Raw genomic sequence first — 14,113 nt, 5'->3', positions numbered from 1 at the left:
AAATAATTCAATGGCGGAGGTAGCTATTTTTCGCAAGAAGTCCGCTTTCAGATCGGCAGAGCATAACTACTTAACCAACTGCACGGAGAGGTCACGAACAAACGAACTTATGCTCAAAGCCATCGACAAGATTCCGTTACTAAAAGCACGAATTATAGCCATTGAAATTTCTGAGTCGATTTCCAAAATCGCCACACAACCATCCACCACAACACAGAGAGGAAGACTATGAAAAATCCAAGTAGAACACGCCCTTCAACAGCACTTTTATTCGATCAAGTTAAATCGCTACTCAATGTAAAAAGTGATCGGGCATTAGCGGAAAGACTAGAGCAAAGCACTACTTCAATTTGCCGCATGCGTAGCGAACAGAGGCCATTAAATCCACAAACCATCATCAGCATTCACGAAGAAACATTGCTACCCATTTACGCAATAAATCTGCTAGCTGGTATCTCCTCCTCCCCCTTCCAACCTCCCGCCGAAATCTTCGAACTACTTCGATCCTCTCAATACCATCAAGCAATTGTCGAAGCTAGATTTTGTTTTTGCATTTCAATGAGAACACCCAGCGTCAGCAAAGATTCGTCTAAGCCCGATTACGTCATCCAGCTACAAGAATGCACCGGCTACCAATCAGAGCCTGGAGGAGTCTACGGCGTCGAAGAAGATGCGATGGATAAATTTGAGGCGGATTATTCGTTTCTTTTCCCTGATTTAGAATTCTCAGAATGCTCATTTTCCAAAATTTTACTTCGTTGCTTTCTTGATTCACCAGACACCAACAAGTTAAACATGATTGATTCGATCATAGCCGAGATGATCGAAGAATGCCCCAATTTCTACGCTATCAAAGCCGAGCATGAAGCCGACATGATAGCCGGAATGATCGCACAACAGCCCGCACAACCATCCACCACGCCACAGAGAGGAAGACTATGAACGAGAACTACAAAATCATCATCGATGCCGGTTGCAAGTTCAGCGTTAGCGAGTGGGAGATCGAGGATTCGCCCACCCCTCCATGCTGGCGTGACGTCTTTATGCTCATCGTTACGGATATTCCTGCCTTCGACGGTTCGCAAGTATATCGCCTTCCAACTCCCTTCCAGAGCCGTGAAATCGACGTGCTAAAAGACGATCATCAGTTGCTTAAAGCTATGAAAAAAGGTTCAGAGCTTGACCAAATTTTCGCGGACCTTATACAGAAATTCCCCGCCCTCACATCCGTCAAAGAGAGCTTAGAGTTAGCCGCAAGCCTACCACAACAACCTATTCAACCAACCACCGCAACACAGAGAGGAAGACTATGAAAAAAACGATGAAACGAGACAGCGAAAGACTCAGTATAAAGGAGATCGAATATTTGTTTCCTAAAATCTGGTATAGCAGCAAGAAACGGCGGTTCCCGAGAACGAATTCAACGTGGAAAATGCTGGAGGATTTTAGAAATTCATATGAGATTGTTCCCGTTGTCGGTAGCTCTGATCCGGCAATTTATGCGTTTTTTAGTGACGCTGATGACGGGGATGCTCATCCGATTGATATGATATTTCATCCGCTGGGATATGGGGACAATGTTGTCGGCGGTAGTCTTCAACTACGGTTAAAGAGCATGCCTCAACCATCCCTCCTCTCTAAATATGGACTTCTCGACGGCAAAGCAAGCTACTCAAAATCTTTTGGCGAGGACATGGATCAAGACGACATCCAATTTCATTGGGACATGCGATTAGCGAGGCGAGGCAGTTATCTTGATAAAGCTCTGAAATTCTTTCTAAAAACACTGATTGAAGAAGGCCATCCACCAACGCTTAAGGCTGTCGCAGAACATGAAAGGAGAAAGCTAGCGAACGCAACAAAGCTCCCGTTTAGGGCCACAGGAGTTACAGCTACTACGAAGAGAGGGAGACTATGAACAAGAACTATGAAATCATCAAAGCGGCAGGATACAGAGCCAAGAAAGAATATCATTGGGTAATATTTTGCCGGTGTAAAACTCATCGTTGCACAGAGAATTATGGCGGTTGTTCCGGTCTGCACAAATACAGATTCGCACACACCAAGTCTATTGAAGCACTCGCTGAGAACTCTAAACCCGGCTCCAAACTTGACAAAATTATGGAAGAAGCCATTGACGAAACTGATGATATTTTTTCATTGAAGTTACATCAGCAGGCAAAGCTAGCAGCACAAAAAGAAGCAATGGAGATTTTCGAGTCGCTCACCCCGGACGTTTTACTAGTAAAAATTGCAGAACTTGACGAAGCAATTTTGACGCTCCAAGAAGCCTTAGATATCTCCGCAGCACTCCCCGCACCACCCCTCCAGCAAGCCCCCCGCAAGTCTTCCAAACGCCTCTAAGTAGTCCGCAGCATCCCGCTTTCCTTCCGTCCGAATGACTCTTTAAAACCGCAGATGTTATTGCGTTTCCTCTGCGGTTTTGAGACGTTAGAAGTATGACTAACAAAGGAGGTAGAGCATGTTTATATCCAATGATAACTATAGGGCAATCAAGTCAGCTGGCTTTGATTTCTGTTTATTTCTTGTTGGCCGTGGCACCGGACTGTTTATCGCTACAGATAGCGATAGATCGCCCTCCGAAATCTATTCTATTAAAGACAAAGATTTTCTAGACTACATCAACATCATCAGATTTGAAAATCCGTCAGATTGGAACACTTATCGGCATTACTGCATCGATAGTTTTATGAGGTTTTCAAAATTAGGCAGTGAATTGGACGAAATTATGCTCGCTATGATAGATGATTTCTCCGAGATAGCTGCAACAAAAGAAGGTCTTCGACTACGTAGATCGCTTACCCCACCATCCGCATACGCACCCCGCAAGACCTCCAAACGCCTCTAACACAACCCACAACATAGCCCGAGGAACCACATGAAACATCGCTTTAAAACGCTTGAAGAATACATTCAGATCATCGATGAAAAACTGATGGCCCTTCCTGATAGAGCTTACCTTGCTCTTGTTGTCGCCGTCCTCATCGCTGTCCTTCTCTGTCTCTACAGAGGATTTATCTACTAACACCATCAACCACAAAAGGAGACTTAATCATGGCAATGCCAAACCTTATTTTCATGAGAACGGAAGCTCTCGGCTACACGCTGCTACTTACTGACAACGGTGACGACATCCTCGTTCGTCTCGCTAGGATCATCGGGTCTAAGCAAGACGGAAGCAGCCCGAAATTCAAGATTTCTTCCTACTCGGGCGAAACAAACTTCCATCCCCCCGGCTCCAAGCTTCGCTACATCCACAAGCCGGAAATGCTCAGATTTGCCACCGAGGGAGGCTCTTTTGACTTCGCAATGCGTCTTGCAGTCAAGAGCACGCCGGATGCACCGCAAGCACTTAAAGACTTCATCAAAGAACGGGAGGCCAACCGAAAAGCATAAACCTGCAGTCCACACAATCTAACTCAAATCTCACCAAAAATAACAACAGGAGATTTTCATGATATTCAGAAAGTCAGCATCACCCCTTCTTCTCCTCGCTCTACTCTTCCTTGTCACACCCCAACTTGCACACGCTGCTGGACCCGAGTTTTTCACACCGATATCCACGGATGTTTCCATGATGTGGTTGCGTGGAATTTTTGGAGAACTCTTCGGTGGAACCGAATCAACCCCCATCTCTGAAATTGTCAAACTTCTCAATGGGGCCGCTCTAATCATTGCTGGGTGTTTGGCTTGCTACACCATGATTTTCGGCACCGTCAGCACTGCACACGACGGAGAGGTATTAGGTAGACGATGGTCTAGCGTTTGGGTTCCCATTCGCACCGCATGGGGCATGGCGTTAATCATCCCGGTTAAAGGCGGTTACTGCACCGCTCAGTTCATCATCGCGTGGGCAATCACGCAGGGTATCGGGCTGGCAGATACCGCGTGGCAAAAATACACCGAAGTCTATGTAGCCAAGTCGAACATGGCACCTTCTGTGACACTTCCAAACGTCCAGAATCTGGCGGCGTCAATACTTGAATCAGAGCTGTGTATGGAAGCGTATAACAAGGTTGTGAGCTATTCCGCAGGCCCAATCTCATACATGTCAGCTAGCAGCCTTCCAAGCGGCGGCAGGCAATACGGAGGCGGAGGAATAAACGCGGATTCATGCGGCTCAGTCAGCTACAACACTGTGGCCTACTCAGACGCTCCAACCGGGGAGGACTCTATCCTTGGCGGCGAACCCATCCCAACGTCAGGCCTAACCAGCATTCAGCAGGCTCATATTCAAGCGACTCAGAAGATGGAGAGCACGCTAGCACCACTTGCGAAGCAGATCATTGAGTATCGTGACAAAGGCGGAGCACTCCCGAGCATGGCCCCCATGTTCAGTGCTATCGAGCAGTATCAGAACGATATCGCATCAGCCGCTAAAAGCTCCGTTGCATCAAATGACACTCGTGCTGCTATCGTCAAAGCCGCGAACAAAGATGGATGGGTATCTGCCGGAAGCTGGTTCATGAAAGCGGCACAGCTGCAGGATGCGACACGCGACGCAATCGCAGGTGTGCCGCAAACTCGCCCCATGCGAATCAAAGACTTTCAAGCGTTCGCAACGGATTTGCAAGCTTACATGACCTCATCGCAGAACGTGCTTGCACAAGCGGCCAACAGCGTTTCTGAGAAGGATATGGACGCGATTACAGGTGCTGGAAACACAAGCAATCCGTGGATGAAAGCATTCGCAAGCTTTACGAATAAAAAGGCGACAAGCGTCATGAAGGGCGCAATGCTCGACGACAACCGTGACCCGATGATGGCAATCAAGGACTATGGTGACTGGATCATGGTTGCAAGCGAAACGACGTTTGCGACAACCGTGATTATCAAAGCCGGAGTAGCCGGGGCTAAAGCGGTATCTGATTCATGGCTTGGCAACGTCGCGGGACTTGCAACCTTTGGGATGTCATCGGCGGCGGTAGGTGCACTGCAAGCCGGGATTGAAATGTTCGTGACACTCGCAACGTTCATTTCTTCGGCCATGTTCATGTTCGGTGCGTCTATTGCTGTAGTGCTTCCGAAGATGCCCGCATTGATGTTTTTCGGATGTGCCGTTAGCTTCATTCTGCTATGTGCCGAAGCCATCTTTGCGGCTCCCATTTGGGCAGCTTATCACTTACTTCCAAATGGTGATGGAGCTACCGGCAAGGCCTCACAAGGCTACATGTTGATTTTGGGCTTGCTAACACGTCCCGTCTTGATGGTAGCTGGCTTCGTCTTTGCAATGATGGGATTGGTAGTGATCATGCCAACTTTCAACAACATTTTTCTCAAAGCGTTTTGGGTCTCAAATGTTGGCTCTCTCGTTGGCGTAGGAACCTTACTAGTGTCCATTGGACTGTATGCAGGTGGTGTGACCACGATCGTCTACTTACTCTTCAAAGCGATCTACGTCTTTCCTAACAACACTCTTCGTTGGATCGGTGGCGGCGTAGAACAAATGGGCGAAATGGCGGAGAAAATGCATGGCGATAGCAAACTGACGGCTGTAGCCGCTGCTGCAACTGTGGTGAACAACGCTGCCAACATGAGCCGCCAAGGATCGGGAGCGAGTGGAGCCGGTTCTAAGGGCTTAGGCGACGGCAAAGCACCGACCATGAACGCGAAGTCATCTAAGGCACCAGCAGCCCCGCAGAAGGGCCAGGACACCCCCAGCAGAGCGAAGCAGTCAAGCGGGGATCAAACCCAAAGCAGCAATGCCGGCGTTAGTGAGCAGCCGGCGACGGAGGCACAGAGCGAACCCGCATCAAGCCCGAGTGAAGCCGAGCAGGCGGGACCGCCAAGGCCCGACAATCTACGCGACTCAAGCGAGGATTGAGCGAGACTCAAAAAAGACAAAGGCCGCGAAAGCGGCCTTTTTTTGGGACTGTTGAAGCTTATTTCTTAGGTGGTGGTGCAGGAGCGGGAGCGGGTGCAGGGGCGGGTGCAGCGGCGACCGGCTTAGCAACAGGAAACTTGATATGAGCTTTGCAGAAGTCAGAGACGGATACGGAAGAACCGCTGTAGCCACCGCTATCTTTCAAAATCGCCGTGATCTTTGCGACAGTTGCACCGTCATCGGCCATCTTTTGAATCAGCGTTTTGAACGGCAAGAGCAAATCAGCTTTTTTCTCACTCTTGTATGATTTCTTCTCGAATGCTTCTTCCAATGCCGCTTTGATTTTATCGGGATCAAACGGAGTAGTAGTGCGTTTGCCTTTTGCCATTTTTTAAGCCTCCTAAAAAGTTAAATGAGATACGACAGAACAAATCTTAGCGCACATTTTTAAGCTATGAAAGAAATTTCGGTTGGAAATTTACTTCATCGTATCGATGACTTTTCGAAAGTCATGAAGGTCTTCCTGCACCAATTTTTCAAGCCCAACGGCGAACTTTTTTTCCTCTGCGTCTGCTATGAAATCAACCCACTTTCGCCACAGCATTGACTGAACATCTAGGCAAAATCCCGCGAGGTATTGACCGGACTTAGTGTTGTTGGCAAAGACGTGCTTAGGCACCCATTCTCGACTGCCAGCAGCCTTAATTGGCGACACGTGACCACTCTCCAACTCCAAGAATGGAACTGATAAGCCCGACTCATGATCTACACTATTATCTTTCACATGCTCAGATGTCCAAACCTCACTCGCCTCGCTCTCCCGCCAGTTTTTATACACGACTTGATGTATCGCAGTGCCGCATGCCGTCACATGTAGATCAAGCGGCGGAAGGGTTATCGTCTCTTTTCCTTTAGTGATTTTCACGAAGGAGTCCCCACTGAACCGCTGATCGTGCTCAATCGGGTATGGAAATCCTAAACGCTCAGACAGTAAGAACTCATACGATACGTTTAGCAAGGTTGTGTCGTTAATCGTGAGACCGAAACAGCTAGGCATGTAGTTAAACGCTAGGGTATTTGAGCCAAAGAATGTAAGCCGCTGACCATGCCGAGCTTTGGTGATGACGAGAGTCCTATCCTTCAAGCTCACACGTTTTGCAATATGAAACTTAGGTTCGACTTCCAAAAAGTTCTTATCGAGCATTTGCATTCCGAGCCATAAACCCACCCGCACCTTATCAAACCAGTCAAGGAGAGTGTTCCATTCTTCCGGCTTGATCGGCCCAGACCGCAAAATTTTTTCAACCACAACTTTTGCTTTGTCTTCCAGTGCGGCCCAATCGTTATTGCATGTATCACACGCCGGAAAATGAAAGGCATCGAATGCGAACGCACGAGCATTCTTCCCACGGTCACCGATGGAGCTAAAACCAGCGATTCGCTTGGGGTCTCCAGTTAGCCGCATTAACCACTGCGGGATTACGTGCTCCTTTGTTTTCACAGCGGGGGACTCCCCGCAGAATACACAGGTTTTAACAGGGTTAGTCATACTCAGTGCATGCCTTCTAGATGTCGCGAAGATGCAAAGATAACATCTTGCCGCTTCCCAACAAAGAAAAATCTTAGACCGGCACCAAAAGAGAAAGGCCGCGTGAGCGGCCCTTGTTTTTGCGTCGATTCGCTTACTTCTTCACACCCGCCGCAAGCACTGTTTGAGCTACCGGAGCGGCCACGGCTGGAGCAGGTGCCGACTTCGGAGCGACCACCGCAGCAGGCACTGCTTGCACAGGCTTAACGGTGTTCTGTGCAATGAACTTGCGGATCATGTCGAGAGCAAAGGTATGTCCCGAACCAGATTCATCGATCACCTTTTTTATGTTCTCAGTTGACACGCCCTTAGCATGCAATGCCAAGATGCCCTTCCTAAATTTTTCAAGCTGTTCAATCTTGCTAACCTTCACAAACGCGTTAGACAACAATGCGTCTTCTAAGGCCCGCTGAGCCTTTTCATCATCCAGAATCAGCACTTCTTTTTTGTCATTCTTAGCCATGGTTAAATCTCCTTTTTTGTTATTGTTGAGTGGCCTTTACTACGAGTTAAATCAGATACTTCTCAAGTCATCCTTACTTCTTATCGTGCACAGTAGATCGTCATGAGGACTGGTGTAGTCGCGGGATCGCTAGTGTTCTTTAGTTCACAATATGTGACATTGTTGGTCGCACATGACACCAACCCTTTTTGCATCGAGTTTTGGACAACATATTGCGATGAATCTAGGGGACTATCTAAAAACTTACTGACCTGTGTTGTATCACATGGATTCTGATAGTCGAACGTAATGGCTTCCGAGTTGCCTAGCTTTTTTGCACCATAATTTACAGATGAGGCAGTAGAGATAGCACCAGCGATACTCTGCATTGCTGCCTGCCTTGCTTCAGTTGTGAGGTCTACGAATTTAGGCAACGCCACTGCGGAAAGAATCCCTAAAATCATGACGACGACCACAAGCTCAATCAAGGTAAAGCCCGAAGATTTGTTACGTGCGATTGCTAAGCGTTTGATGTTTTTGTTGTTCATAGCATGTCTCCTTTGTGTTTGTTATCGAACACTAAAAGCATCGCACTCAGAAACGGACACAACAAGTCCGCCCATCGGATTAACGCTAGGACGGCACGCGGACTAGAGCAATGGTCGATCACGGATAGAAGTGCGGACGGCTTGAGGATGGAGCAGAGATTTACGTTGTTGTGAAACGCGGATGGCTCACGGATTCGGACGCGGATCAAGCACGGATTTACACACCACTCCCCCGCCCCATAAGGGGAGCAAGTCGCCCTTTGTCGTCACTGGGTAGCACTCAAAAATCCAGCACTACCCAATTACTCAGAGCGTTCCACTTTGCACGGAAGTAAACGGGCTTTTGCGGCATATCCTTACCTCTTCGGGATTGCGGTATTCCACGTCCCATTGACTCCCCCGCTCCGTTCGTTCAAGCAGCGTCAACAGCAGCAGAAAACGGCAACAGCAAGAGCACTTCGAAACCGAAACACTTATGTGTTCGATTTCTCAGCAAAGAGCACTTCGCTCATTCCCGCGTTGGGAATAGGCTCAGCTAGATGCACTTCGCCTACAAACACTCGCGTGTTCGTGGACTCAGCAAAGTCAAAGTCAAAATCAAAAAAGGGACACCGAACTCATCTGAGATGGACACAGCTAACCCCAAAAGCACGCCGAAAGCCGCGCAGACACACGCTCCGCTGTGGCTACACATTTCGAACACCCTGCCCCCTCGCAAACACACTTCGACGCCGCATTCTTGCTCGGGTTGAGGCATGGGCACATTAGAAAGCAAACACCTGTGTTCGCCGTGCGTGCTCTATGTGTCCGCCATTTATCAGATTTGTGCTCACCGAAATTGACACCTTACTAGCGGATTTGAGAGAACTAAGTAAGGCGAAGAACAAGTCGAGACAAAAAATCACGATGAACACAAAATTCAAAGCCCAATCACGTTACTCAAAAATGACTAGCACGTTACTTAGGAGCTTAGAAAAATGAACAGACGCTATGACCATCTACATGTATCGCTACAAGATGCCTATTCAACGATTCATCCAATCACGCAGGAAATGACGCGTCTTGTAGATCAAGCGATTGAGGCTTACAAGCAGGTTACAAACGACGAACATCTAATCATGCTACGGAAGAATCCGGGGGTGAATCCGGAGCGCAAAAAGCAACCGGCACCAAGCCTTACACGCCTCTCATTGGAGCTAGACCTATCACGCAACAGCGAATATTCACGGCTTATTGATGGCCTCACCACGCAACAGCAAAACATGATCGCGGCAACGCTGGCGACGGCAGAACCGAGCAGTATTTACGGAGAGGACCAACAACAAGTGACATTCGATATCACGCCGGGGAGCGAGTTCAACAAGCATCTAGATCAACTGAATTCCAGCGACCGAGTTGCGGTCTCACAGGTCTTCTCAATCGGAATGAACAGCTACTTTCATAAGAGCTTCGTGAAGCTTGAGCTAGAAGTCAACGGAGGCAACCAATGACCCAATCCCATCAAGACTCCAGTGATGAACTGACAATGAAAGACGAGGGGGCCATGGGCGAGAGCACAACCAAAAATGACGATAGCTCTCATCCTTCCCTTTTACAAACACAAGACAAGATGACGAAGGATTGGGAGAAGCTAAAGACACTGTGGCAACAGGCCGAACAGCTTCTCAAAGATTTCGATCAACAAGCCACTGAGACGGTAATCAAAGACCAAAAAACAAAATAGGAGGTATCAAAATCATGGCCGTAAAAACACCAACAGTTCACACGCGCGTGAGCATTAGTCTGCACAAAGACCTAGAAGCCTTGGCAAAGAAGAAGGGACAGTCACTAGCGTCAATCCAACGAGAAGCCTTGCTGGAATATGTGGAGAGCGAAAAGGTAATACGCAAGTTGGACTCCATGGAAAAAATCATCAAAAGCATGGAGTCAAATCTGATGGAACTAAACTTAAAACTTGACTAGACGCGGACACAAAACGATATCGATAGGCCGCTGGCTAGGCCGATAACCTAAGGAGACCAATATGACCGACCACCCCGAAATGACCGCACAACAGACCGCAGAGAGGTATGTGGCTAAAGCTCTAAAGAACTTTGAGATCATGCTTTGCGGAGAGCGTCTTGACGACAAAACAAAGATGATAATTGCAAGCCATTACCAAAACATAGACGAATTAAGGTATGAGGAATTTGTTCGCCGACACGGAAAGAGGATTGATCCCAACCGGGACTTTCTGCCGTGAAAAATATGCGTGACCTAAGTCAAGCGATCAATAACCTGCAAGCCTACCTGCTTGAGCTAGCACAGAAAATTAAAGGAGACTTAGATAACCACTTGCTGAGTTTCGCTTTGGCGATCCTGCTTGCATCCGTGACTTTCTTCATCGTGCTTTCACTGTTCTCCGGCGGAGGACTGGGCGTCTATCTCATTACGTCCCTGTCTATTCCATGCGTCGCGTTTGGGGCGTGGCACATGAGCAAATACCGTCGAGGCCTTGACCTTGATCCGAATACCAGTAAACCCTCCACCCCATCCCCAAAAAAATCTCCGCCCCAACAAGGCCAAAGGAAAAAAATGAACTCTCCGAAACAGGAGCTTACGCCCCTCCCCCCGAGCTATCCGACATCAAGCAACGTCTCGCACAAAGACGAGCCAGCACACAGCAAGCGGGCCAAACCCCACTGGACATTGCTCCGCCGACGACCGAAACAGATGATGTGATAGACCGGCACCCGCAGGCCATCACGGAGCAATCAGTGAACGAAGAACCTTCGCCATCAACACCTGTTGAGGAAGCAGCAGTCGATAACCTTACCCCACTTCAACGGGCAAGAGCACGCATTGCAGAGAAAAAGAAATCACGTCCTCAAAACTAAGGAACTTTTAACATGATGAGCAAAATTGAGGTCATCATGAAAGGTGACCACTTCGAATATTTGAAGGCCACTGAATACTTTGTTGAAGGCGAACACACTCAGGGTGTATCGCATTGGACAGGCGACGGAGCCGCCGCCCTTGGCCTTGCTGGCAAGCCGGTAGAGGCGGAGGCCTTCGAAAATATTTTGGGCGGAAAAAGCCCAACCGGCAAAGCACTCACCAAGAATGCTAACAGTCCAAACCGCGAGAAATTGGCCGTCGAATGTGTGAACAGTGCACCCAAGTCTGTAAGCATGCTCATGGCATTCGCAACACCCGAGATGCGAGAGAACATCGTCAGGCTTAGCGAGCAAGCTCACGCCGAATCAATGAAGTATTTGGGTAAGCATGTTGTGATCAGGACAGGCCACAACGGCGAGGAGCTAGAAACCGCGAAAGGAATATGTGTTGCGAATTTCACGCATCGAGCGGGCCGTGATCTAACGATGCAGCTTCACCACCATGGAATTTTTGCACTGATGGCTCAGCGTGAAGACGGAACGTGGGCAAGCTTAGACAGTAGAGAGGTTATGGACCAGCATCGAGCGGCTGGGGCGGTCTATCGCTCAGTGTTAGCGAGGGGACTGGCTGAGCTTGGATTCAAAATAATCGCAGACGACACAAATGATTTCTCGTTCAGGATCGAAGGCTTCAGTAGAGAGGCCGAAGAGGAATTCTCAAAAGGTAGCAAACGAATTGCCGACTACATCAAAGAACACAATCTAAACCCGAACGATCCAAAGCACGTAGAGCTTGCCGCAAAAAAATCCCGTTCCGTAAAAGACGAGCCGCCATTTGCCGAGCTTCTAAAAACGTGGAGGGACGAAGCAAAAGTTTTTGGCATCAACGAAAAGACCGTGCAGAGCTTGAGACACGAAACAGACCGCGACACACCGCCCGAAATCAACTCAGAGCAAATTTTGGACAGCATAACGAACACTCGATCCGTGTTTGAACGAAAAGATGTTCTGATGGCCGTAGCTAATGAGGCTTGTCGAAATGGCGGCATGTCGTTGGCCGATGTAGAGAAAGCCACAGACCGAATCATAAATGGCGACGCTCATAATCTTGGACCGCAAGTGAAAAAGAGTGACCGCCTTTCTGCAGAAATCAGGGACCAGAACAACGTCATTAGTGTCGGTGCGGCTGAGCACTCGACCACCTTTAATCCCCGCCCTCGCACTTCTATTCTCTACAGCTCCATTAAGGTAATGAGGCAGGAAATTGGACTTGCCGACGACTTCGCCATGGCGACCAGCGACACACGTCACAACCGAACCACCGATCAGGTTCAAGCAGCGATCAAAGCTTATGAAGCAATGCTTTCTAAGGACAGCCACACACCTGTGAAGATGAAAGCTGAGCAGATTGCGTGCATGTATCATTGTGCAAACGGTGGCCGACAATTGGGAATCAATGGCCTCAGTGGAACAGGTAAAAGCTTCTGCATGGCTGGGGTTCGTCTAATGGAAGAAACAGCAGGGCAACGAGTAATCGGAACAGCGTTGGCCGGACAAGCCGCAGCAAGCCTAAAAGAAGGAGCGGGAATCAACGAAGGCGGAACGCTCGCAAGCGTGTTAATCCAAATCCAGAACGGGAAGATCAGGCCTGACTTCAAGACTACGTTCATATTGGATGAAGCTGCAATGACAGGCGTTGAACAATTCAGAGCCCTGCAGCTAGCCGCACCGGACTCAAAAATTATCGTCCTAGGGGACAAGCTCCAATACCAGAATATTGAACGGGGGGCATGGTTCGGAGGTCTGCAAGATTTGGGAATAAAATTCGCAGAACTCAAGGACATCGTGCGTCAGAAGCTCCCTTGGCATAAGGAAGCTGTTTTAAATCTAAAAGACGGACGCGGAGCAATGGCTCTACAGGCCTTCGCAGACAATGACCTCCTAGTAGTTTCTGACAGCACGGAGGCCACTTTAAAGCGTATGGCACTCGACTACGTCGACGACACCACCCCAGATTCTGAGAAGCCTGCAATGTGTTCGCGGCATCGTGACACACGAGCGGTCAACGACGAGATTAGAAGACTGATGATCGAACGGGGCCAACTGTCTGAGGATGCAACGTGGGTGGAATTTTCCAATAAGGATGACACCGCGAGATTTTCACGTGAACTCAGGATAGGCGACCGTCTACGCATCATGAAGGGAAACACCGCATTACAAATCTTCAACGGGAATAACGGAGAGCTACAAAAGTTGAAAAGGCTTAGGGACGGAGATACGGAGCTAACCCTGAAACTTGATTCGGGAAAGACCACAACGTTTAGACTCAGCGAATTCGACAAGCTTGACTATGGCTATTGCGGGACCGGCCATGCGAGTCAAGGGCTTAGTAAGCACCACGCTTACACGTATCTCGATCCGTCCATGGTGGACAAGCAGGCGGCTTATGTGCTCGCCTCCCGCAGCAAGCAAGAGACCAAGCTTTACATGTCTACCGCCGACACTGACGGCTTGGCTGACGCATTATCGAAGATGGGGCGGGCTATGAGCCGCGACGGGTCATCAGATTGGGTGCTTGACTATCTCACACCCGAACAGCGTAGAGAATTCACCGCAAAGTATATGGATCAGCAGCCAGCAGCAGCCCAGACACAGCAGCCGACCGCAGCAAAGACCGAACCCGTTAAGATAGAGCCAGAGGCCACACAGCGGCCCATAGAAGCCGCGAAGGAGGAGCAACCGGCACCGATCCCGATAGCAGCCCTGGAGGCCGCTACGACGCTCCCAGCGGGCCGCCGTAGGAAGATGTGATCG

At 48.9% G+C, this 14,113-nt stretch carries 17 protein-coding genes; 13 read left to right on the top strand and 4 right to left on the bottom strand.

All coding sequences use genetic code 11. The features are described from left to right. Positions 1-228 precede the first annotated feature (228 nt). The 8 genes from ACXZ1M_RS24365 to ACXZ1M_RS24330 all read left to right on the top strand — a co-directional run bounded on the left by ACXZ1M_RS24365 (position 229) and on the right by ACXZ1M_RS24330 (position 5,845). On the top strand, positions 229-942 hold the full coding sequence (locus ACXZ1M_RS24365) for a hypothetical protein (RefSeq protein ID WP_459050180.1): 714 nt from the start codon (positions 229-231) through the stop codon (positions 940-942). Continuing rightward, positions 939-1,313 (top strand): hypothetical protein, encoded by a 375-nt coding sequence (locus tag ACXZ1M_RS24360; protein ID WP_459050179.1) that lies wholly within the window; start codon positions 939-941, stop codon positions 1,311-1,313. Before ACXZ1M_RS24365 ends, ACXZ1M_RS24360 begins: the two co-directional genes overlap by 4 nt. Further along, positions 1,310-1,918, top strand: coding sequence for a hypothetical protein (locus ACXZ1M_RS24355; protein ID WP_459050178.1), 609 nt, complete (start codon positions 1,310-1,312; stop codon positions 1,916-1,918). Before ACXZ1M_RS24360 ends, ACXZ1M_RS24355 begins: the two co-directional genes overlap by 4 nt. Then, a complete protein-coding gene (locus ACXZ1M_RS24350) occupies positions 1,915-2,364 on the top strand; it encodes a hypothetical protein (RefSeq protein ID WP_459050177.1) in 450 nt (149 codons plus the stop codon). Before ACXZ1M_RS24355 ends, ACXZ1M_RS24350 begins: the two co-directional genes overlap by 4 nt. A 118-nt stretch (positions 2,365-2,482) precedes the next feature. Further along, the gene (locus ACXZ1M_RS24345; RefSeq protein ID WP_459050176.1) at positions 2,483-2,869 is read left to right on the top strand and encodes a hypothetical protein; all 387 of its coding nucleotides are present in this window, start codon (positions 2,483-2,485) and stop codon (positions 2,867-2,869) included. Between the two features lie 30 nt (positions 2,870-2,899). Further along, positions 2,900-3,046, top strand: coding sequence for a hypothetical protein (locus ACXZ1M_RS24340; RefSeq protein WP_459050175.1), 147 nt, complete (start codon positions 2,900-2,902; stop codon positions 3,044-3,046). A gap of 29 nt (positions 3,047-3,075) precedes the next feature. Further along, the gene (locus ACXZ1M_RS24335) at positions 3,076-3,417 is read left to right on the top strand and encodes a hypothetical protein (RefSeq protein WP_459050174.1); all 342 of its coding nucleotides are present in this window, start codon (positions 3,076-3,078) and stop codon (positions 3,415-3,417) included. 178 nt (positions 3,418-3,595) lie between these two features. After that, positions 3,596-5,845 carry a DotA/TraY family protein gene (locus tag ACXZ1M_RS24330; RefSeq protein ID WP_459050173.1) on the top strand — a complete coding sequence of 750 codons (2,250 nt, stop codon included), beginning with the start codon at positions 3,596-3,598 and terminating at the stop codon, positions 5,843-5,845. A 58-nt stretch (positions 5,846-5,903) separates the two neighbouring features. Here the strand turns inward: ACXZ1M_RS24330 and ACXZ1M_RS24325 are convergent, their stop codons facing one another. The 4 genes from ACXZ1M_RS24325 to ACXZ1M_RS24310 form a co-directional block, all read right to left on the bottom strand. Continuing rightward, positions 5,904-6,233: a hypothetical protein gene (locus ACXZ1M_RS24325; RefSeq protein ID WP_459050172.1), complete on the bottom strand. Its 330-nt coding sequence runs from the start codon at positions 6,231-6,233 to the stop codon at positions 5,904-5,906. Positions 6,234-6,323: 90 nt separating this feature from the next. After that, entirely contained in the window at positions 6,324-7,346 is a 1,023-nt protein-coding gene (locus ACXZ1M_RS24320; RefSeq protein WP_459050171.1) for a hypothetical protein, read from the bottom strand. A 181-nt stretch (positions 7,347-7,527) separates the two neighbouring features. After that, entirely contained in the window at positions 7,528-7,896 is a 369-nt protein-coding gene (locus ACXZ1M_RS24315) for a hypothetical protein (RefSeq protein ID WP_459050170.1), read from the bottom strand. 80 nt (positions 7,897-7,976) lie between these two features. Further along, positions 7,977-8,423, bottom strand: coding sequence for a pilin (locus tag ACXZ1M_RS24310; protein WP_459050169.1), 447 nt, complete (start codon positions 8,421-8,423; stop codon positions 7,977-7,979). A 977-nt stretch (positions 8,424-9,400) separates the two neighbouring features. Between ACXZ1M_RS24310 and ACXZ1M_RS24305 the strand changes: the two genes are divergently transcribed. The 5 genes from ACXZ1M_RS24305 (at position 9,401) to mobF (ending at position 14,110) form a co-directional block, all read left to right on the top strand. After that, the gene (locus ACXZ1M_RS24305; protein ID WP_459050168.1) at positions 9,401-9,913 is read left to right on the top strand and encodes a hypothetical protein; all 513 of its coding nucleotides are present in this window, start codon (positions 9,401-9,403) and stop codon (positions 9,911-9,913) included. Next, entirely contained in the window at positions 9,910-10,146 is a 237-nt protein-coding gene (locus ACXZ1M_RS24300; RefSeq protein WP_459050167.1) for a hypothetical protein, read from the top strand. Before ACXZ1M_RS24305 ends, ACXZ1M_RS24300 begins: the two co-directional genes overlap by 4 nt. A gap of 300 nt (positions 10,147-10,446) precedes the next feature. Further along, positions 10,447-10,665, top strand: a complete 219-nt coding sequence (locus ACXZ1M_RS24295; protein WP_459050166.1) for a hypothetical protein — start codon at positions 10,447-10,449, stop codon at positions 10,663-10,665. Continuing rightward, on the top strand, positions 10,662-11,144 hold the full coding sequence (locus ACXZ1M_RS24290) for a hypothetical protein (RefSeq protein ID WP_459050165.1): 483 nt from the start codon (positions 10,662-10,664) through the stop codon (positions 11,142-11,144). The genes ACXZ1M_RS24295 and ACXZ1M_RS24290 overlap by 4 nt, the downstream gene beginning before the upstream one ends. A 167-nt stretch (positions 11,145-11,311) precedes the next feature. Continuing rightward, the gene (gene mobF, locus ACXZ1M_RS24285; RefSeq protein ID WP_459050164.1) at positions 11,312-14,110 is read left to right on the top strand and encodes a MobF family relaxase; all 2,799 of its coding nucleotides are present in this window, start codon (positions 11,312-11,314) and stop codon (positions 14,108-14,110) included. Positions 14,111-14,113 lie beyond the last annotated feature (3 nt).

The sequence above is a fragment of the Duganella paludis genome (assembly GCF_054461335.1).
The sequence above is the reverse complement of the archived record's forward strand: the minus strand, read 5'-3'. Positions and strand labels throughout refer to the sequence as shown.